Source organism: Bradyrhizobium sp. PUT101, assembly GCF_052043945.1.
In the GTDB taxonomy this organism is placed as follows: Bacteria; Pseudomonadota; Alphaproteobacteria; order Rhizobiales; family Xanthobacteraceae; genus Bradyrhizobium.
The window spans coordinates 79753-100707 of record NZ_CP197207.1; the positions used below are offsets into that span (position 1 = coordinate 79753).

General features: G+C 61.1%; 18 protein-coding genes. 14 read left to right on the forward strand and 4 right to left on the reverse strand.

All coding sequences use genetic code 11. The annotated features are described in order from the left end of the window. Positions 1-12 precede the first annotated feature (12 nt). The 7 genes from ACSHT2_RS00305 (at position 13) to ACSHT2_RS00335 (ending at position 9253) form a co-directional block, all read left to right on the forward strand. Positions 13-2334, forward strand: a complete 2322-nt coding sequence (locus ACSHT2_RS00305; RefSeq protein WP_440639852.1) for a molybdopterin-dependent oxidoreductase — start codon at positions 13-15, stop codon at positions 2332-2334. A 17-nt stretch (positions 2335-2351) separates the two neighbouring features. Further along, a complete protein-coding gene (locus ACSHT2_RS00310) occupies positions 2352-3056 on the forward strand; it encodes an SDR family NAD(P)-dependent oxidoreductase (protein WP_440639853.1) in 705 nt (234 codons plus the stop codon). A gap of 110 nt (positions 3057-3166) precedes the next feature. Continuing rightward, positions 3167-3946 (forward strand): SDR family oxidoreductase, encoded by a 780-nt coding sequence (locus ACSHT2_RS00315; protein ID WP_440639855.1) that lies wholly within the window; start codon positions 3167-3169, stop codon positions 3944-3946. A gap of 387 nt (positions 3947-4333) precedes the next feature. Beyond that, positions 4334-5929, forward strand: a complete 1596-nt coding sequence (locus ACSHT2_RS00320) for a class I adenylate-forming enzyme family protein (protein WP_440639857.1) — start codon at positions 4334-4336, stop codon at positions 5927-5929. 100 nt (positions 5930-6029) lie between these two features. After that, positions 6030-7229, forward strand: coding sequence for an ABC transporter substrate-binding protein (locus tag ACSHT2_RS00325; RefSeq protein ID WP_440639859.1), 1200 nt, complete (start codon positions 6030-6032; stop codon positions 7227-7229). A gap of 70 nt (positions 7230-7299) precedes the next feature. Further along, positions 7300-8400, forward strand: a complete 1101-nt coding sequence (locus ACSHT2_RS00330; RefSeq protein ID WP_440639861.1) for an NADH:flavin oxidoreductase — start codon at positions 7300-7302, stop codon at positions 8398-8400. A 61-nt stretch (positions 8401-8461) separates the two neighbouring features. Further along, positions 8462-9253, forward strand: coding sequence for a crotonase/enoyl-CoA hydratase family protein (locus tag ACSHT2_RS00335; RefSeq protein WP_440639863.1), 792 nt, complete (start codon positions 8462-8464; stop codon positions 9251-9253). A 429-nt stretch (positions 9254-9682) separates the two neighbouring features. On the opposite strand, the gene ACSHT2_RS00340 is transcribed toward ACSHT2_RS00335, so the two are convergent. After that, positions 9683-10615, reverse strand: coding sequence for a LysR family transcriptional regulator (locus ACSHT2_RS00340; protein ID WP_440639865.1), 933 nt, complete (start codon positions 10613-10615; stop codon positions 9683-9685). Between the two features lie 108 nt (positions 10616-10723). On the opposite strand from ACSHT2_RS00340, the gene ACSHT2_RS00345 reads away from it, so the two are divergent. From ACSHT2_RS00345 to ACSHT2_RS00355, 3 genes are all read left to right on the forward strand, one after another. Further along, a complete protein-coding gene (locus tag ACSHT2_RS00345; protein WP_440639867.1) occupies positions 10724-11356 on the forward strand; it encodes a glutathione S-transferase family protein in 633 nt (210 codons plus the stop codon). 45 nt (positions 11357-11401) lie between these two features. After that, a complete protein-coding gene (locus tag ACSHT2_RS00350; RefSeq protein ID WP_440639869.1) occupies positions 11402-12172 on the forward strand; it encodes an enoyl-CoA hydratase/isomerase family protein in 771 nt (256 codons plus the stop codon). Positions 12173-12623: 451 nt separating this feature from the next. Next, positions 12624-13337 (forward strand): SDR family oxidoreductase, encoded by a 714-nt coding sequence (locus ACSHT2_RS00355; RefSeq protein WP_440639871.1) that lies wholly within the window; start codon positions 12624-12626, stop codon positions 13335-13337. Between the two features lie 516 nt (positions 13338-13853). Here ACSHT2_RS00355 and ACSHT2_RS00360 read toward each other — a convergent pair. From ACSHT2_RS00360 to ACSHT2_RS00370, 3 genes are read right to left on the reverse strand one after another with little or no spacing between them, the layout of a single operon-like run. Further along, positions 13854-14090: a thioredoxin family protein gene (locus ACSHT2_RS00360; protein WP_440639873.1), complete on the reverse strand. Its 237-nt coding sequence runs from the start codon at positions 14088-14090 to the stop codon at positions 13854-13856. A gap of 21 nt (positions 14091-14111) precedes the next feature. Then, positions 14112-15179, reverse strand: coding sequence for a permease (locus ACSHT2_RS00365; protein WP_440639875.1), 1068 nt, complete (start codon positions 15177-15179; stop codon positions 14112-14114). Beyond that, positions 15176-15472: an ArsR/SmtB family transcription factor gene (locus ACSHT2_RS00370; protein ID WP_271530325.1), complete on the reverse strand. Its 297-nt coding sequence runs from the start codon at positions 15470-15472 to the stop codon at positions 15176-15178. Before ACSHT2_RS00370 ends, ACSHT2_RS00365 begins: the two co-directional genes overlap by 4 nt. A 111-nt stretch (positions 15473-15583) precedes the next feature. Between ACSHT2_RS00370 and ACSHT2_RS00375 the strand changes: the two genes are divergently transcribed. From ACSHT2_RS00375 to ACSHT2_RS00390, 4 genes are all read left to right on the forward strand, one after another. After that, positions 15584-17032: a cytochrome ubiquinol oxidase subunit I gene (locus tag ACSHT2_RS00375; protein ID WP_440639877.1), complete on the forward strand. Its 1449-nt coding sequence runs from the start codon at positions 15584-15586 to the stop codon at positions 17030-17032. Further along, the gene (gene cydB / locus ACSHT2_RS00380; protein ID WP_440639879.1) at positions 17029-18039 is read left to right on the forward strand and encodes a cytochrome d ubiquinol oxidase subunit II; all 1011 of its coding nucleotides are present in this window, start codon (positions 17029-17031) and stop codon (positions 18037-18039) included. Before ACSHT2_RS00375 ends, cydB begins: the two co-directional genes overlap by 4 nt. A 362-nt stretch (positions 18040-18401) precedes the next feature. After that, on the forward strand, positions 18402-19508 hold the full coding sequence (locus tag ACSHT2_RS00385) for a glutaredoxin family protein (RefSeq protein ID WP_440639881.1): 1107 nt from the start codon (positions 18402-18404) through the stop codon (positions 19506-19508). 248 nt (positions 19509-19756) lie between these two features. Continuing rightward, a complete protein-coding gene (locus ACSHT2_RS00390; RefSeq protein ID WP_440639883.1) occupies positions 19757-20830 on the forward strand; it encodes a linear amide C-N hydrolase in 1074 nt (357 codons plus the stop codon). Positions 20831-20955 lie beyond the last annotated feature (125 nt).

Here is a 20955-nt window from a genome sequence, read left to right on the forward strand (position 1 = left end):
AGGGAGGTCACCATGACGGCCGGAAAGTGGCTCAAGACAGCATGTAATCTATGCTACATCAATTGCGGGATCGAAGTTTGGGTGGATGACAGTCGCCTGGAGAAAGTGCGCGGCGACCGTTCGAGTCCGAAATCACAGGGATACCTGTGCAACAAGGCGACTCGAATTCCATATTATGCGAATGACAAGGATCGGCTCACGTCTCCGCTGCGTCGTCGCGCCGACGGCGGATTTGACGAGATCGAGTGGGACGTGGCGATCGCGGAAATCGCCGAGCGGCTGCGAGATATCGTCGACAGATATGGTGGCAAGAGTATCGCTCTTTATGGTGGAGGCGGGCAGGGCAACCACGCCGGCGGCGCCTACGCCAGCGGATTGTTGCGCGCGTTGGGTTCGCGCAGCGTGTTCAACGCGCTTTCGCAGGAAAAAACCGGCGACTTCTGGATCAATGGCCACATGTTCGGCAGCCAGACGTGCCATACCGCCGAAGACGTACATCATTGCGATCTCCTCCTTGTCATCGGTGCAAATCCCTGGATCGCGCACGGCTTCCCCAATGCGCGCGACCATCTCAATCAAATCCGCAAGGATCCTGCACGCAAGCTGATCGTCATTGATCCCCGGCGAACCGAAACCGCGGAAATGGCGGATCTGCATCTCGCGGTCCGCCCCGGCACGGACTCGTTTCTCCTTGGCGCATTGCTGGCCACGCTAGTCCGGTCCGATCGGATCGACCACACGTTCATTGAGGAGCACACGATCGGCTTCGCAGAAGTGAGGCAGGCCTTACTAGACATTCCCGTCGAGGAATGGGCGGCAGCCGCCGATATCTCGATCGCGGATCTGGAGCATTGTGCCGCGATGATTGCGGCCGCGAAGGCCATGGTGGTGCGGGTCGAGCTTGGCATCCAGCAAGGCATCAACTCGACACTCAGCTCCTATCTCGAGAAGCTGTTGATCATGCTTTCCGGAAATTTCGGCCGGAAAGGTACAAACCAATTGCATAGCTGGCTTCAACCACTGTGGGGCAACTCACCGAACCAGACGTTTGCGCCGACTGGCGACGCGATCATTGGGGGACTGTTGCCTCCCAACATCTTTCCTGAAGCGGTGCTCAATGACCATCCCGACCGGTTGCGTTGCGCTTGGGTCGACAGTTCCAACCCCGCCAACACGGCAGCAAACACCGAGGCTGTAGAACGTGCGCTGCGCTCGCTCGACCTATGTGTCGTGGTCGACGTTGCGATGACCGAAACCGCGCGGCTCGCGCACTATGTTCTCCCTGCGTCTTCGCAATTTGAGAAAACAGAGTTTACCTTGTTCAACTTCGAGTTTCCGACGAACTATTTCCATGTTCGTGCGGCCGCCTTGCCGCCACTCGCCGGGACTTTGCCGGAGCCTGAGATCTACACGGGGCTTGCCATTGCCCTGGGGCTTCTACCGGGTGACAATGCGCTCGCACCCCTGCGCGAGGCCGCGCGGCGCTCGCGAGCCGAGTTCGCCACCGCCTTTCGTGCCTTCGTTGCAGAAAATCCTAGGGCAGTGGCTGCCCTCGTGCTGTATCACACGCTGGGGCAGACGCTTCCGGACGGCACGGCGGCCGCGGCTCCGCTGTGGGGCGCGGCGTTGGCTTGCGCGAAACGAACACCGCAAGCGGTGCGGCGGGCGATCGGCGCATCGGACGACGTGGCGGATCATCAGCTCGGCGACCTCCTGTTCGATACGATCGTGTCCGCCCGGCAGGGCACGGCCATTACACGCCACGACTATGACGAGGTCTGGTCATTGATCGGCCATTCGGATCGCAAGGTTCGACTGGTCGTCCCCCAGATGTTGGAATGGTTGGCGCGTCTCGATCCGCAAGCCGCGGGCGCGCCAAAGGAGTTCCCGTTCATGCTGGCGGCTGGTGGCCGCCGCATGTTCAATGCCAACCAGATCTTTCGCGATCCCGCGTGGCGTCGCGAGGATCCGGACGGCGCCTTGTTGATCAATTCAAGCGATCTGAGCCAGTTGGGCGCGCAAGATGGCGATTGGATCGCAGTCGAGTCGGTGGTTGGCCGGCTCGTGGTGCGCTGCAAGGTCGACGACGGCATGCGCAATGGGCAGCTCGCGCTCCCGCACGGCTACGGTCAGGCGTATCCTGCGCCGGACGGAGAGCGCTTGATCAATGGGCCCCGCATCAATCTGCTCACCGAGAGCGGCAACCGCGATCCTATCGCGGGTACGCCCTACCACAAGAACGTCGCGGTTCGGCTGGCCCTGGTGTCCACGCACGAGGCTGCCGCCTATCAGTCGCAGTCCGAGCGAATTCATATGAGAGCTGCCGGACAATAGCTGGAGGGAAGAGTCAAATGACCGACAAACCGATCGCGATCGTGACGGGGGTAGGGCCCGGCACGGGAGCTGCCATCGTCAGGCGCTTCTCCGCTGGCGGGTTCCGTGTCATGGCGCTCGCGCGCTCAGCGGAGCTCATCAATCGCCTTGCGCAAGAGCTCCCGGACGTGCACGCGATGACCTGCGACGTCTCAGATGAGGGCCAAGTGCATGCCGTGGTCAGCGATATAAAGGGCCGCTTTGGCGCGGCCGAGGTTCTCATCCACAACGCAGTAGGAGGGGGCTGGGGGAGTTTTCGCGAGATCGATCCGAAGATGCTGAAGGGCAACTTCGAAGTCAACGTGATGGGCCTGTTGTACCTGGCGCGCGAAGTGGCTCCTGACATGATCAATCGCGGCAAGGGAGCAATCCTGGTGACCGGAAACACGTCGTCGATCCGGGGCAAGGCCAATTTCGCCGGCTTCGCCCCGACAAAGGCGGCGCAGCGCATTCTGGCCGAATCCATCGCGCGCGAGATGTGGCCGCTCGGCGTGCACGTCTCCTATGTGCTCATCGATGCCGTGATTGACACGCCTCGGATGCGCGCGCGGATGGGCGACAAGCCGGATGAATTCTTCATCAAGCCGGCCGCGATCGCCGACGAACTTTACCATCTCTACGATCAGGACCGTTCGGCCTGGTCATTCCTCACGGAGCTGCGTCCATTCCGAGAAAATTGGTGATGCCTTGGCCGACGCGACCACGGTCGTAGCCGGTCGAGGCTGGGCGCGCGAAGGGCAAGGTCGTCATTGCAGTGAAGCAATAGGTCACCAAACGCATCCGAGGCAGCAACATGACTCAATCCAACCGCGACATCCAGACTTCCGCCCAGGAGGCTGCTCTCATTGTCGGCGGCGGCCCGGGTATCAGCTCGAGTTGCGCCAGGCTGTTCGCGGAAAGCGGCATGCGTGTCGGTGTTGCAGCTAGGAATCCCGAAAAGGCAGTGCTTGAAACTCTCGAGAAGACCTATGGTGTGCGTCGGTACGCCTGCGATGCAAGCGAACCGGCAGCCGTGGCACGGCTGTTCGAGAATGTCGTTCGGGACGTCGGAACGCCAAGGCTTGTCGTGCACAACATCGACGGCCGGGTTCCCGGAATCTTCCGCAAGAACGTGATCGAAGCCGACCCGGTCATGGTGCTCGAAACTCTTCGAAGCTCGGCGTTCAGCGCGTTTTTGGTCGGTCAACAAGCAGCTCGGCTCATGCTCGGAAACCAACCGGACGGCAACGGCGCGAGAGGAACGATCATCTTCACGAACGCCAGCGCGGCGCTCAAGGGCTTCCCGTCAAGTGGCGCGTTTGCAATGGCATGTCATGCCAAGTCCGCACTCGCGCAAAGCATGGCAAGAGAACTGATGCCGCAGGGCGTCCACATAGCGAATGTGCCGATCGACGCCGCGATCGGCTGGACTCAGGAGGACGGCACTCGTGCGCATCGGCTGGCAGGGACGACTGTCGACGACAATATGGCTGACCCCGACCATATCGCGAAAACCTATCTGCAGCTTCATCGGCAGCATCGGTCGACCTGGGCGTTCGAAATCGTGCTCCGGCCATGGGTCGAGAAATGGTGACCCTGGGTGCGCGAACTCTCAACTCGGCGAACGTATGTCAATTCCCGACAGAAGCTTCTCAAACCTGAGCGCCCGCGAGCATTGAGCCGGGATGAGCAGACTCCAAAGAGCGCCAATTACTGCGGCTGCGTTCGAACAAGCACTGCGCTCGTTCGAGCCAGTGTCGCCTTTCGGCTTCACCGAACGATCTGCGTCGCAACATTCAATTCCAAATAGGAATTAGGCGATTGCACCGGCATGTCCGGTTTTTGTGGCAGTATCAAAGCCATTCGGGTTGACAGTTCTGTTTTAGAACGATCTACTCGTCGTAGATGGAGTGACCGTGCGGACCTTCCGTTTGAAGGGGCCGCTCTGCGATCTCAAAAACAAAGCACCAGGGAGGACGGCATGAGGAGCGTGGACGATATCACTGCGGCCGAGTTGCTGGATGAACTACCGTCCAGGGTACACGAGGTCTACGCGCCCTTCGTGCGGGACATCCCGGATCATCCGGCGTTCGTGGAAGGGGGACGTTCGTGGACTTACCGGCAGTTCTCCGATGCCGTGAACGCCGCGGCGAATGATCTCGCCGATCTCGGGATCAGGCCCGGCGATCGCGTGATGATTGCGAGCGAGAACAGCGTGGCTCTGGGCGCGATCCTGTTTGCGGCCAGCAAGCTCGATGCATGGGGCATCGCGGTCAATCCCCGCCTCTCGGCCCGGGAGATCGACCAGATCGGGACGCATAGCGGCGCCAGGCGCGTGCTGATCAACGCGGCGGTTTCGAAGGAAGCCGCCGATCACGCCAGCCGCATCGGGGCCAAGATCAGCGCCGTGGGGCCGTTTGGCGGAATTGGCATCGGTCCCCTCAATGCCGATGCGCAACCGGAGCCCGTCGAGAGAGATGGCGCGCGGCAGGTTGCGGGTCTCCTTTACACATCGGGCACGACCGGTGCCCCGAAGGGGGTCATGTTGAGCCACCGCAATCTCCTCTTCACCGGAAGGGTTTCGGGGCTGCTGCGGAAGAACGATCCGGCCGACCGCATCTATGGTGTGCTGCCGATGTCCCACATCGTCGGCTATTCGATTCTGCTGATTGCAACGCTGATGCATGGCAGCACCCTGCACGTCGTAGCCAAGGCCGATCCGGCTGCGCTGGCGCATGCCATAGCCGAGGAGGGTATTACGAGCCTCTTCGGCGTGCCCGCCACATATCAGCGTTTGCTCGAATACAAGGCTGTCAAGGGTATCCAACGGCTCGATCGGGGCAGGTTGCGGCTCATGTCTGTCGCCGGCGCTCCCCTCGACCTCGATCTGAAAAAACGGATCGAGGACGAGTTTGGAATCCCGCTCTTGAACAATTACGGCATCACCGAATGCTCGCCGGGCCTGTCTGGTGTCCGTTCAGAGCAGCCTGTCACAGACGAGTCAGTTGGCCCCTTTCTTCCCGGTATCGAGCACCGGATCGTGGACATGCAAGGCAACAAAGTCGCGGCCGGTGAGGTCGGCGAATTGCACGTCCGGGGCCCCAATGTAATGCTCGGCTACTATCGCGCCCCGGAATTGACGGCGGCGGCGATCGACCACCAGGGATGGTTCAACACGGGGGACCTCGCCCGGGTGAACGGCGCAGGGCATCTGTATATCGCCGGCCGCACCAAGGAACTGATCATCCGCTCCGGCTTCAACGTTTACCCCGCCGAGGTGGAGGCTGTGCTGAACTCGCACGACAAGGTGGTGCAATCGGCCGTCGTTGGACGATCGGTCGACGGCAACGAGGAGGTCGTCGCGTTCGTGCAGCTTCTTCCCGGCGCACGCGTCAGCGCCGAGGACCTGAAGTCGTACGCGGCTCAACAGCTCGCGTCGTACAAGCGTCCGACCGAGGTGATCGTGCTCGAGGCTCTGCCATCGGCCTCCACCGGCAAGATACTCAAGCACAAGTTGCGCGAGATGGCGGTCGCGCCGGCGGTCGCAACCAGGTCCGATGTGGCGGCTGCGGTCTGACGCATGCAGGGAACATAACCAGGGCGTTCAGAACACGCTTTGACCGCTGGGAGAAGAAATCGAGAAGCGGCGCGAGCCGTCGCCGGGAGGAGAGATGTCCATGTTTGGGAAGATCATCATTGCGACTGCGCTCGCGGTATCTGTAGGCGGCGCGTCGGCTCGTGCGGAGACGCCGGGAGTCACCGAATCCGAGGTGAAGATAGGGGCGACCTTTCCGTTTAGCGGCCCCGCTTCGCCGCTCAGCAACACCGGAAAGGGCATGATTGCCTACGTCAATTCGATCAACGAGCGTGGCGGAATCAACGGACGGAAAATCAACCTCGTCACCTACGATGATGGTTACAGCCCTCCCAAGACGGTAGAGCAGACCAGGAAACTCATCGAGAGCGATGAGGTGGCCTTCCTGTTCGGTCCGTTGGGCACGCCCGGCATCAGCGCCACCATCAAGTACGTCAACGCGAAGAAAGTACCCCATCTGTTTGTCGTGAGCGGAGTCACCAAGTTCACGAATTTCGCTGAATTTCCGATGACCACGACTGGATTGCCGAGCTACGACACCGAGGGACGGATCTACGCGAAGTATATCACCCAGACCCGTCCGGACGCGAAGATTGCCATCCTGTATCAGAACGACGATTTGGGTAAGGACTTCGTCAACGCATTCAAGGGCTACCTGAAGGACGATTTCGACAAGAAAGTCGTCGTGTCCTCCTACGAGGTGACCGAGCCGACCATTGATTCCCACGTCGTGTCGCTGAAGTCGTCTGGCGCTGAGGCCTTTTTGGTGGCCGGCACGCCAAAATTCGCAGCGCAGGCCATCAAGAAAGCCGACGAGATCGGTTGGAAGCCGCTGTTCCTGATCAATCTCGTTTCGAGCTCCGTGTCGGCGACCATCGTCCCGGCGGGACCGGAAAAGGCCATAGGCATAATCACTGCAACAATGTTCAAGGACCCGAACGACAAGAAGTGGGCCGACGATCCCGGCATGAAGTGGTACCGCGACTTCTTTGCCAAATACCTGCCCGGTGCCGATATCGGCGATAACAATTATCTGTTCGGTACCCAGCAGGGACAGATCCTGGAGCAGGTGCTCAAGCAGTGCGGCAACGATCTCTCGCGCGAGAATATCGGCAAGCAATCGCGAAGCATACGCGGGCTGTCGCTTCCCACTCTCATACCCGGCATTATGATCAACACGGGCCCGGAAAGCAGCATGGCGTACACGCAGCTGCAACTGCAGCGTTGGAATGGCACCACGTGGGAGCAGTTCGGTAACGTACTAAGCGCCGAGACCAAGTGAATTGGCCGTCTGAAGGCGCAACGCGGGTGATCTGAGCCCGCAAGGCGGCCAGCCGAATTGTGGAGGACCAATGTCCAGCGACGTACTTTTCCGGCCTTTCAGGCTGAAAGGGCTGAACTTGCCGAACCGGGTGGTGATGGCGCCGATGACGCGCTCATTCTCTCCTGGCGGAATTCCGACCGAAGACGTCGCGCGATATTACGCCCGCCGCGCCGAAGGAGCCGTCGGGTTGATCATATCGGAGGGTACCGGCGTGGATCGCCCGGCATCCTTGAACGATCCGAATGTTCCCCGCTTTCATGGTGAGGAGGAACTGGCAGGGTGGCGGCGTGTGGTTGACGAGGTGCACGCCGCGGGCGGCCTGATGGCACCGCAGCTATGGCATGTTGGAGCCGTTCGCACGCGCGCCCGGGATTGGTCTCCTCCCGGTGCTTACGACAGTCCATCCGGCCTGTCGCGACCGGAAAAGAAGTTCGGCGAGCCGATGAGCGAAGAGGACATCGCGGACGCCATTCGCGCCTTCGCCGATGCGGCGCTTGCGGCCAAGCGCCTGGGATTCGATGCCGTCGAATTGCACGGCGCGCACGGCTATCTGATCGATCAGTTCTTCTGGGAAGGTACCAATCGCCGGGAGGATGCCTACGGAGGCAAGGATCTGCCGGGCCGAGCGCGGTTCGCCTCTGATATTGTTCAAGCGGTGCGCAAGTCGGTTGGAGCGGACTTTCCGATATTGCTCCGCATCAGCCAGTGGAAGCAGCAGGATTATGACGTGAAGCTGGCCGATACGCCTCGCGCATTGGAAGCCTGGCTCAAGCCTCTGGTCGACGCCGGAGTCGATATCTTGCATTGCTCGCAACGGCGCTTCTGGGAGCCGGAGTTTGACGGCTCTGATTTGAATTTCGCCGGGTGGGCGAAGAAGGTTACGGGGGTACCAACGGTTTCCGTCGGGTCGGTCGGTCTGACTGGCGAATTCATCGCCGCATACGGCGGAGAGAGCTCGCGTCCGGCGTCCCTCGACGAGCTGATCCGCCGCCTCGACCGCGAGGAGTTCGATCTTGTCGCGGTGGGTCGGGCGCTGCTTCAGGATCCGCAATGGCTCCTGAAGATACGCGACGGCCGCACAGAGGAATTGATGGCTTTCGAACGAACTGCATTCGCAGCGCTGAGCTAATCCGAGCGATGGCGGTGTCGGGGCACGGCGCAGTCGCCTGGACCAAATTCGGAGACTGGAAATGAACGACACAAAAACCCAAGTCGGCCAAATCCGCACCGAGGTGCACGGGCATGTGTTCAAGATTGTCATCGACAACGTTGCCAAGAAGAACTCGTTCAGTCCGCAGATGATGGCGCAGATGTCGGATGCGATGACCCTTCTCGATCGCACCGACGACTACTGGGTCGGAGTGCTCTGCGCCGAGGGCCCGGACTTCACGGCGGGACTTGATATGCCGAAGTTCTTCGGACCCAAGGCCGAAAATACCGAGATCAAGCCAGGCAACATCGATGCGTTCGCGCTGAAAAGCCGGTGCCGCAAGCCGATCGTGACAGCAGTGCAGGGGATCTGTTTCACGATCGGTATCGAGATGATGCTGGCTGGCGACATCGTCGTAGCGGCCGACGACGCCCGGTTCTGCCAGATGGAATCCAAGCGCGGGATCGCGCCACTCGGTGGCGCCCATTTTCGCTATCTGACCCGGGCCGGCTGGGGAGATGCGATGTATCACCTGTTCTTGTGCGACGAGTTCAATGCGGCGCGAGCCTACAAGGTCGGATTTGTTCAGGAGGTCGTCGCTCCCGGCCAGCAGATCGGTCGCGCGATGGAGATCGCCCAGCTCATCGCGAAGAACGCACCGATTGGCATTCAGGTGACCAAGGAAGCCGCGCTGAAATACATCGAGGCCGGTGAAAAAGCTGCGATCGATTACATTCCAGAGATCAAGGATCGTGTGTTCAGCAGCGAAGACATGAAAGAAGGCATCCAGTCTTTCGTGGAACGTCGCTCGGCGGTGTTCCGCGGAAAATAGGTCCGTCTGGCCACCCCGATACACGTTCGCTTGCGGGTCGGCGGGGTCGACGAGCAGCGGCATCAAGAGAATATTCATCTCCTCGGCAAGAACGCCTTTGTCTGTGCGGACCGAGCGGCCAAGCGCCATTCCGATCTCTGACGGTATCTGAATCTACACCGCACCAGTGCGTGCACGGCAATCTTCGCTGCCCAGGCAACGCCGACAGTCGATTGACCCCGATAGGTATCGGAACTGCCGGCGTTGCGAGCGGCTCGAATTTTTCTGTGAATTCAAGACCGGAAAATTGCAGCGGGTACATCGTCGGGAGTTTTCCGTCACACGTGGAGAATTGTGCTTACAAATCAACGACGAAGCGGCGTTCGAAACGATAGAGTGGGAATGACGGATACAGGCGGCGGAATTTCGTAGTTTCGGCGGTGGTTTTCGCTATCTGTAGCCGCACTGGCGTTGTTCTGACTCAGAAGCGGCATTAGGGACATCTGGTTTTCCTATTGCGGTTTCTACGAAATCGACGAAGGCCCGTGCTTTGGCACTTGCCAGCCGTCCAGTCGGGAAGACCGCCCACAGATCGACTGGCGGAAGCTCCCAGTCCTTCAGCACGCGAACGACGGCGCCGCTTTCCAACTCGGGCGCGAACATCCAGTCGGAGTTGACCGTCAACCCAATGTTGGCGAGGACCGCGGCGCGGACCCCTTCTGCGGCACTCACCCGGACGCGGCCGCGGATTGCGACCGATGCTTCGGTGCCATCCTTTCGGAATATCCAGTTGTTTTCGAGCTGGCTGTAGACGATTGCCTCATGCGTCGCGAGCTCGGCTGGCACAGCCGGAACTCCGGCCTGCTCGAGATAGGCGGGCGTTGCAATGACGGACCGGCGCCCGCGCGCAAGCCGCCTTGCCACCGCCGAGGAGTCCGACAGTTGGCCCATCCGAAATGACACATCGACCCCTTCGGATACGAGGTCGATGACGCGGTCGTCGAGGACGATGTCGATCTCCAGATCAGGATGCTGGGTGAGGAATTCTGGCAGCCGCGGCACGACTAGAAGCCTGGCGAAGGTGGTTGCGGCCGAGACGCGAAGCTGACCGGTCAGGCTTGCTCCCGCGCCTCGCGCCTCCAACTCCGCCTCGTCCGCTTCCTGGATCGCCGTCTTGGCGCGCTCGTAGAATCGGAGTCCCGCATCCGTCGGCGTCAGACCATGAGTCGAGCGCACCAGCAACCGCACCTGAAGCCGGTCTTCAAGCTGCGCGATCGTTTTCGAGATCGCCGGTTGCCCGACCCCGATCTGCCGGGCCGCTTCCGAGAAGGAGCCCGTCTCCACCACGCGCACGAAGGCGGCCATCGCCTGAAATCTGTCCATGTCGCTTATTCTCTATAGGAATAAGCAATATCGCTTCAAGGCTTCTGCCTCAATATAGCAGGAATGGTCATAGCTCCAGCGACAACAAGCAGTCCGATGGAGACAGAGTTGATCGAAGTTCACGCCTTCGCCACGCCCAACAGCGTCAAGGTACCGATTGCGCTCGAAGAGATGGGGCTGGCCTACGAGTTGAAACCGGTCAACGTCCGTAAGGGCGAGCAGAAGGAACCGGCCTTCATTGCTCTCAACCCCAACAGCAAGGTGCCTGTGCTGGTCGATGACGTGGACCGCGAGCGGTTCATCCTGACGGAAAGCGCCGCTATCCTCGTCTATCTGGCAGAGAAGACCGGCAAGCTCCTGCCGGAGAGCGGCGCCGCCCGCGCCCGCGTATTCGAGCAACTTTTCTTTCATGCTTCGGGCCTTAGCCCTGCTTTCGGCAATGCCGGTTTCTTCAAACGCTCGTCGCCGGAGCCGCAGCCGATCGCCGAAGCCCGCTTCACCAGCGAGGCCGAACGCGTGCTTGGTCTTCTCGACGCGAAGCTGGCCGATCAGGCCTTCGCCGCCGGCGACGATTTCACAATCGCAGACATTGCCCACTTCGGCTGGCTGTGGCGACGCCAGTTTCCCGGCCTGACGCTGGCCGAAAGGCCGAACCTTTCCCGCTGGTACGACGACGTCGCGGCACGCCCGGCCGTCCAGCGTGCCATCGCCCGCGTCGAAGCGCTCGTGCCCGCCGCCTGATCCTTCCCGAACATCCGTCCAATTCGAAACAGCAGGAGAACCACCGTGTCCAATTTCAACACCTACAAGGATTCCTTCGCCAACGCCCGCCTGGTCCGCTCGGAAAGCGGTGTACTGGAGGTCGCGCTGCACACCGACGGTGGCAAGCTCGTATTCAACGGCCACACCCACGAGCAGTTCGTCGATCTCTTCCATGAGATCGGCTCCGATCCGGATAACCGCGTCGTAATCCTGACCGGCTCCGGTGATGCCTTCATGGATGCGATCAGCCCTGACGGTTTCGATTTCTTCTCTCCGCGCGGTTACGACAAGATCTATCGCGAGGGCAAGAAAGTCCTCATGAATATTCTCGACATCGAGGTGCCTCTGATTGCCGCCCTGAACGGCCCCGTTCTCTTGCATTCGGAATATGCGCTGCTCGCCGACATCGTGCTGGCGACGCCTGAGACCGTCTTCCAGGACAAGCCACATTTCGACTTCGGTATAGTGCCCGGCGACGGTGTCAACCTGCTGTGGCCGGAAGTCATCGGCAGCGTTCGCGGCCGCTATTTCATTCTCACCCGGCAGATCCTCGACGCCCAGACGGCCAAGGACTGGGGCACCGTGAACGAGATCGTACCTGCCGATGGGTTGCTTGCCCGCGCCCGCAAGATCGCTGAAGGCCTTGCCGCTCTGCCGCCACTGACGAGCCGCTACACCCGCATCGCGCTCACCCAGAAGCTGCGCCGGATCATCGATGAAGGTGCCGGCTATGGCCTCGCGCTGGAAGGCATCAGCGCTGCCGAGGTTGCGCGCTCCATGGCGGCCAACGGCTGACCGTCGTCCACTCCAGCATTCATCAGAATCAAGTTTTTCACTGAGAACCATCATGACCCTGCAATCCAAGCTCGACGCCTTCAAGACCGCTTTCGAAGCCGGCAGACCGCCTTGTAATGTGCCTCACTCCGTCATCGAGACGACGCACCGTGCCACCGCCGAACTGATCGCTTTCGGTGCGAGATGTCGCGCAATCTCGTCGATCTCTACAAGTCACTGAAGAACGATCTGCCGGCCTTCAACGGTGATCCGAGCTGGACCCTGCCCATGCCGGTCCGCTTCGTTGTCAGCCAGGACGGCATAGTCCTCTATGCCGAGCTGAACCCGGACTGTACCCGCCGTCCCGAACCGGAAGACGTGCTGCCGGCGCTGCGCCGCGAGTCTCGCCGCCTGATCGAAACCTGTTCAATAGGCCTCGCCCCACAAGAAGCGGGGGCCGAAAGGATATCACATGAAGAGAACCTTCCTGATCACCGGCGCCAGCAAGGGCATCGGCCTCGCACTGTCACACCGCCTCGCAAAACAGGGACACGCCATCGTCGGCATTGCGCGCAACGCGTCGGAAGGATTCCCCGGTGAGTTACATCCCCTCGACCTCGCCAATCCGGCATCCGGCGACACGCTCGCGGCGATCATCCGGGAGGCCGAAGTCGACGGCGTCGTCAACAATGTCGGCCTCGTGCGTGCGGCACCTCTTGGCGATATCGCTGTCTCGACTCTCGAGGAAGTCATGCGCGTCAATCTGCATCCGGCGCTGGTTGCGACGCAGACAGCTCTTCCGGACATGCGCTCACGCGGGTGGGGGAGGATCGTCAATATCTCCAGCCTCACGGTGCTCGGCAGCATCGAGCGCACGAGCTATGCGGCGGCCAAGGCTGCCCTCGTGAGCTTCACCCGAAGCTGGGCCCTGGAGCTTGCCGCGACGGGCGTCACGGTCAACGCCGTTTCACCGGGACCGACCGAGACCGAACTGTTCAGGGCGAACAACGCCCCTGGGAGCGAGGGGGAAGCGCGCTATCTCGCCGGCGTTCCGATGCGGCGTTTCGGCAAGCCGGAGGAAATCGCTGCGGCAGTCGCATTCCTGTTATCCGACGACGCAGCTTTCATGACCGGTCAGACTCTGCACGTCGATGGCGGAGCCTCGATCGGCAAACTGTCATTCTGATGCAGTTGAACGGTCTGTCCGCATCGAACTCGTTTCGTAGCTCTTCCTTCCGTCTTTCGGGGCAAAGCGTGCGCTTGGCGCGACACCCGTCTGATTTGTGATCGTAGTGTGCCAACGATACTATCAAAGGTGGACGCCGGCACTGATCATGCGCCTGCTCGTCCGCAACCTTGTCCAGAAAACCGTCGCCGGGATGTCCTGCTGGCATGATCAGATGTGCTGTCAGCGCCGCTCTGGTCGTGCTCAAGGACCAGATGTGCACGTCGTGGACGCTGGCAATTCCCGGGCGCGACCTCAGCCATGCCGCGACTTTTGTGCGGTCGATGGATGAGGGCATGCCGTCGAATGAAAGGCCGAGGCTGGAGCGCAGTCGCTGCGCCGGCTGGTGCGAAATAGCAGTGCCGTTCCGGTGTTGATCACGATGCCGACAAGGGCAACGCCAGGGATTTCCGCCTGTTTCGTGGTGGCGACACTGCCGTGGGCGTCAATGCGGCGCCTCTACTGATTATTCCGGCATCACGCTCGCAGCCATGTCTCGAGGGCATCCTCCTTCGGCAATCCGCCCGCGTGGACGACCTTGCCATCGACGACGATGCCCGGCGTCGAGGCGATGCCGAATTTCGCGATTTCGGCATAGTCTGTGACCTTTTCGACCTTCACGTCGATGCCGAGTTTCGACGCGGCATTCTTTACCATTGCCTCCGTGGCCTCGCAGCGCTTGCAGCCGGGGCCGAGCACCTTCACGTCCTTCATCTTGCGCACTCCTTGTGTGTCTCAGTGGAAAAGCATGTTGAACAAGAAGCCGACGGCGAGGATGCCCGTGCCGACGACGCCGACGAACACCGCGATCAGGCGCAGCGTCAGAACCTTGCGCAAGATGATCATCTCCGGCAGCGACAGGGCGATCACCGACATCATGAAGGCGAGGGTCGTGCCGAGCGCCGCACCCTTGCCGAGCAGCGCCTCCACGATCGGGATCACCCCGGCCGCATTGGTGTACATGGGGATGCCGATCAGCACCGCGGCCGGCACAGACCACCAGGCATCCACCCCCATGATCCGGACCATCAGGTCGGCCGGCACATAGCCGTGGATCAGGGCGCCGGCCGCGATGCCAGCGATGATCCAGATCCAGACCTTGCCGACGATGTCCTTGACGGCTTCAATGCCGAGCTGGATGCGGTCAACGAAGGTCAGCCGTTCGTCGGGGACCACCATCGCGCCACCGGCATGGATGTCCTTGACCCAGTCCTGCAGCCAGCCCTCGAGCTTCAAGCGGCCGATCACCCAGCCGGCGACGATGGCGACGCCGAGTCCGAAACCGAGATAGGTGAGTGCTACCTTCCAACCGACGAGGCCGAACAGCAGACCGAGCGCCACCTCGTTCACCATCGGCGCGGCAATGAGAAAGGAGAAGGTAACGCCGAGCGGGATGCCGGCAGAGACGAAACCGATGAACAGCGGCACGGCCGAGCAGGAGCAGAATGGCGTGAAGACGCCGAGGCCGGCGGCCATGATGTTGCCGAGTCCCTCCCTTTTGCCAGCCAACAGAGCGCGGGTCTTTTCCGGCGAGAAGTAGCTGCGCACGACGCCCATCACGAAGACGATAAGCGTCAGGAGAAGGATGACCTTTGGAGTGTCGTACAAGAAGAAGGCAAGTGCTTCGCCAAGACGGCTCGCCCGGTCGACGGGCAGAAGCGAAACCGCCCATTCCGAAGCGGGGATGAGCTGGCTATAGACCAAGCCCCATGCGGCAAGGGCCATGCCGAGGCCGGCCAGCCATTTCCATCTTGGCTCCCGCCTCGGCTCATCGGTGCGGATCGCGACGCCTTCAACGCTCATGCGGCAATCCTTCCTTTGACGTCCGTTGCGGCAATCACTGCATCGACGATGCGCGCAGCGCTTTGCGGTAGATCAGGGTTGCGCCGATAACGAACCCACTGGGCATCGCGTCGGTCGATGACGAGCCCGGCGGCCTTGAGCACGCCCATGTGCCTGGACATGCGCGACTGTGTGGCACCGAGGTGGCGCATGAGCTCGCAGACGCAATACTCCCGGCCATCCCAGAGGAGCCGGAGCGCGGCGAGGCGGGTGGGTTCCGCAAGAGCGGCGAGAAAGTCTTCCGGAGTTTGCATAGACGTTATATAAGGTCATGCGCATATGCGTTCAAGCGCATAGGCCTTTGGAACCAGCGGCGAGCTTGAAGCGTTAGACTCAAGCCGCAGTTGTTGTTGGGGGGCGAAGCCGTGTCTGACTTACTGCCCAGTGCCTTGGATCTCGCGCGGTTTCAGTTTGCCTTTACGGTCGTCTGGCATTTCCTGTTTCCCGCTTTCACCATCGGACTGGCGAGCTATCTCGCCGTGCTCGAAGCCTTATGGTTGGGGACTGGCCGGACGGCCTATCTTGATACCTACCGATACTGGCTGAAAATTTTCGCCGTTGCCTTCGCCATGGGCGTCGTGTCCGGCCTGGTCATGTCATACCAGTTCGGGACGAACTGGTCCGTGTTTGCCGACAAGACATCCCCGGTGCTCGGGCCGCTCCTTGGTTATGAGGTGCTGACGGCATTCTTTCTGGAGGCCGGCTTTCTGGGGGTCATGCTGTTTGGCCTCGGCCGCGTTGGTCCTCGCCTGCATTTCGTCGCGACGTGCTTCGTCGCGGGCGGCACCTTGCTCTCGGCCTTCTGGATCCTGGCCGCGAATTCCTGGATGCAAACGCCGATGGGACATGCGACGGGACCGGACGGCCAGTTCATTCCCGATAGCTGGCTCGCGATCATCTTCAATCCGTCGTTCCCCTATCGCTTCGCCCATACGGTCACGGCGGCTTACCTGACGACCGCAATGATCGTGGGCGCCGTGGGCGCCTGGCATCTCCTGCGGGACAGGATGAACGAACGCGCTCGCATCATGTTTTCGATGGCGATGTGGATGGCCGCGATCGTGGCCCCGATGCAGCTCCTGATCGGCGATCTGCATGGCGTGAACTCGTACCACCACCAGCCCACCAAGGTCGCCGCCATGGAAGGTCACTTCGAAACCGAGCGCCGCGCGCCTTCCATCCTGTTCGGCATGCCGGATGCCGAAGCCGGTGTGACTCGCGGCCAGATTGCCATTCCTGCCTTCGCGAGTCTTTACCTCACGCATAGCCTTGATGGAGAGGTCAAGGGGCTCAAGGCTTTCCCGAAAGATACATGGCCCACCAATATCCCACTCGTCTTCTGGGCGTTCCGCATCATGGTCGGATTGGGGATGTTGATGATCGTGCTGGGTGTGGCGTCGCTTTGGCTGCGTCGGCGCAACAGGCTCTATGACACGCCATGGCTCCACCGCTTTGCCGTGGCCATGGGGCCGTCCGGGCTGATCGCGGTGACCGCCGGATGGACGGTGACAGAGGCTGGACGACAGCCTTTCACCGTTTATGGACTCCTGAGGACCGTGGATAGCGTCTCGCCGATCGCCGCGCCAGCCGTCGCTGCATCGCTCGCCGCATTCGTTGTCGTGTACTTCGTCGTGTTTGGCGCAGGTATCGCTTACCTGTTTCATCTCTTCCGCCAGACGCCTGAAGCCGGCGAGCACGGACCGCCACAGGGCCAGCCGGTGCGCACGGCCGGCATTACGCCGGCGCCGGGCTTGATAGACCTGGCGCCAGAGACGCACGGAGCAGAACCGCGGCCGGCGGGGATCAGGCCATGAGCATCGACCTCACACTGATTTGGGCCCTGCTGATCGCGACGGCCGTGTTGCTCTACGTGATGATGGACGGCTTCGACCTTGGCGTGGGCATCCTGTTTCCGGCCGAGGCGGCGAGAGCCGACCGCGATGTCATGGTCAATTCCGTTGCGCCGGTCTGGGATGGCAACGAAACCTGGCTCGTCCTGGGTGGCGGCGGATTGTTCGCCGTGTTTCCGCTGGCCTACGCGACGATCTTTCCGGCGCTTTACATGCCGCTCATTCTGATGCTGCTCGCATTGGTGTTTCGCGGGGTGGCCTTTGAAATGCGGTTTCGCGCGCGGACTTCCGCCGGCGAGTTATGGTGGGACCGCGCCTTCTCGTGGGGCAGCTTTGCCGCCGCATTCCTCCAGGGCGTCTGCCTTGGCGCCATCGTGCAGGGCATTCGCGTGGAGGGGCGTGCTTACGCCGGCGGCTGGTGGGACTGGCTGACGCCTTTCTCGGTACTGACCGGTGTTGCCCTGGTTGTCGGCTATGGCCTGCTCGGCGCGTGCTGGCTGATCTGGAAGACCGACGGCGCGCTTCAGGCACGCTGCCGCAACTATGCCCGCGTTCTCGGCTTTGCGACGCTCGGATTCATCGCCGTCATATCCGTGATGATGGTCATCCAAAGCCCGGCGTTCCGCGCGCGATGGCTGACGCTGCCAAACATGCTTTACGCAGCGCCTGTGCCAGTTCTCCTGGCGCTGCTGGCATGGCGCTTTCACCGCGCGCTCGGCAAGGGCGAGGATGTGGTGCCCTTCCTCTGCGCGCTCGGGTTTTTCGTGCTTTCCTATATCGGGCTTGGGATCAGCATGTGGCCGATGATCGTGCCGCCCTCCATTACGATCTGGCAGGCAGCCACGCATCCCAGCAGCCAGTTGTTCCTGCTCGTCGGCGCGGCGGTGCTGGTGCCGGTGATCCTTGTCTATACGGGCTACGTCTACTGGATATTTCGCGGCAAGGTGCGGCACGGTGAGGGGTATCACTGATGCTGCGTGTGTCTCGAACCTGGAGGCAGCTGTTATGGTTCGTGGCGCTGTGGGCGGCAGGTGTGATCACGCTGCTGGTGATCGCAATGCCGATCCGATGGCTACTGAAGACGGGGTAGAGAAGCTGCCGATCGATTGGCGTGGTCAAGGTCGCGGCAAGCGCAAGCACACTGACCGTGAAACCGGTCGAGTAGGCTTCACTCCGCACCACGAGCGGGAGTCCAGCTGGCGCGGTTTGACAAAGATCAACTTCAAGAGGCACCGGTAGGCGGTAGCTCAGGCCGTTCGCGTTCTCGGAGCCTGCCTGAATGATCCGTCTCTCGGCATTGAGTTCGACACGGCTGCGCATTGCGCTGGTCATCGTGCTCGGATTGATCTTTGCGGCCCTGCAACTCGCAGCAAACGTTGCGCCGTCGCCTGAAAGCACATCTGCTTGGCAGCACGATGGAAGACTTCACGTCTTCTTTCATCCGGACTGCCCTCATTGCCACAGGGCCATCGAGTTTCTCAGGACACAACCGCGTGTCGATTTCGTCCTGCACGATGTGTCGAATTCGGCCAACGAAGCCCTGTTCCTTGCCATTGCTCGTCAGCACGCCATACCGGAGAACGAACTTGGCGTTCCCCTCTTCGTGCGCGGCTCGCGCTACCTGCTCGGCTTCGAGTCGGCGGAGAAAACGGGCAGGGACCTGCTGGCTCTTGCGGCTGATGAGACCGCGATTGCGCGTCCGGCGGGCTCCGCACGCACAATAAGCTTGCCGTGGCTGGGAGACATCGACCCCGTCGGTTATTCGCTTCCGACGCTGGGCATTCTGATGGGCCTCGCCGATGGCTTCAATCCCTGCGCCATGTGGGTCCTCGTCTATTTGATCTCGCTGATCGCGGGCATCAAGGACTACGGCAAGATCTGGTGGCTGGTGGGAACCTTCGTGCTCGCTTCAGGCGTGCTCTACTTCCTGTTCATGACGGCGTGGCTGAACACATTCCTCGTCGTCGGTCATATCCGTCCGCTCACGCAGATCGTTGGGCTGGTGGCGATCGGGATCGGCATCGATCATCTCTATGAGCTTGCCGTGACGCGAGGCGTGATCGTCTGCGACGTTGGTAATGCCGAACAGCGGCAGCACACGATGCAGCGGATCCGCAAGATCGTCGCCGCGCCCGTCGGCATGGTGAGTCTCCTGCTGATCGTCGGTCTGGCGTTTGCCGTCAACGCTATTGAGTTCGCGTGCTCGGCGGCGCTACCGGCGATCTACACGCATATGCTCGCGCTGGCAGACCTCTCGACCGGAGCATACTACGCCTACATCGGATTGTACGTAACGTTCTTCATGCTCGACGATCTCGTCATTTTTGGACTCGCGGCATTCACCGTGCAGAAGGTCATTGATACGCGCTATGCCGCGTTGAGCCGCGGGGCCGGCGGCGTGGTCCTGATCGGGCTTGGCCTCTGGATGCTGGCGCGCTGAGGATGAGCTTCCCGAGAAGCGAACTGCTATCTCTTGAATCAATGTATTGCCAATACTTGGATAGAGTGGGAGCAGGGGGCGAAAGTCGGTCGTATCGCCGGATGAATTGGTGTCGGAGGGCGTTCTGCTCGTTGCCCGTTCCGCGACGGCTTGTTTGCGAAAGGCCTTCCCGGTTTGACCTACGTCATTGTGACGATCCTCGAAGCTGGTAGCGTGCTCCTGTCGGTTCAAACGCTGTTGCGAGGTCGATGACAATGAAGAGTCTGGCCCTATCGCGCATTTTCTCGGCGAGCTTGGCGGCTGTGATCGCCGTTGCGCCATCGCTCTCGCTCGCTTGCACGCGGCTGGTTTATCTCGGCGCCAACAATCAGGTCGTCACTGCGCGGACGATGGACTGGCGGTTTGAGATGCCGACCAGTCTCTGGATCTTCCCGAGAGGCATGGCGCGCAGCGGGGAGGTCGGGCCGAACTCGCTGAAATGGAAATCCAAATTCGGCAGCGTTGTTGCCTCCGCTTACGACGTTTCGACCTCGGACGGCATGAACGAGGCGGGACTGGTCGCCAACGTCCTCTGGCTCACCGAATCCGAATACCCGAAGTTTGATTCCACCAAGCCCGGCCTGTCCATCGCCGCCTGGGCCCAATACGTGCTCGACAATTTCGCCACCGTTCAGGATGCAGTTGCAGTACTCGAGACGGATCCATTCACGATCGTCACCGACAACGTGCCCGGACAGAAATTGCTCGCCACGCTTCACCTGTCTCTTTCGGACGCCACGGGTGACAGCGCAATCGTCGAATACATCAATGGCCGGCCGGTCATCCATCACGACCGCAAGTACCAGGTGATGACCAACTCCCCGACCTTCGAGCAGCAGCTGGCGCTGAACGAATATTGGAAGGAGATCGGCGGCACGGTGATGCTGCCGGGCACGAACCGCGCCGCAGATCGGTTCGCGCGCGCGTCCTTCTACGTCAATGCGATTCCGAAAGATGAAAATCCCGACCGCGCCCTGGCCAGCGTCTTCAGCGTGATCCGCAACGTGTCCGTGCCGTTCGGCATTTCAACGTCGGATCAGCCGAACATTTCCTCGACGCGGTGGCGCACCGTCGCCGACCATCAGCGCAAGCTGTACTTCTTCGAATCCGTGCTGACCCCGAATGTATTCTGGGTGGATCTCAAGGGAATCGATTTCTCACCTGAGAAGGGAAAAGTGAAGAAGCTCGATCTTGGGCCCCAACAGTCACGTACCTTTGCCGGCGATGCGACGGCGAATTTCCAGGAGGCTGAGCCATTCAAGTTCCTGGGTCTGCCGATGTGAGCACCACCCGCTGCGACAGCGTTGCAACGAGGCCAATATAGGATTTTCGCGGTTCAGGCCGGTCCTTGCTGAATTGAGGGCGGGGGCCGCCCGATAAGCCAGGCCGTGCTGACCCCTTCGGCGCG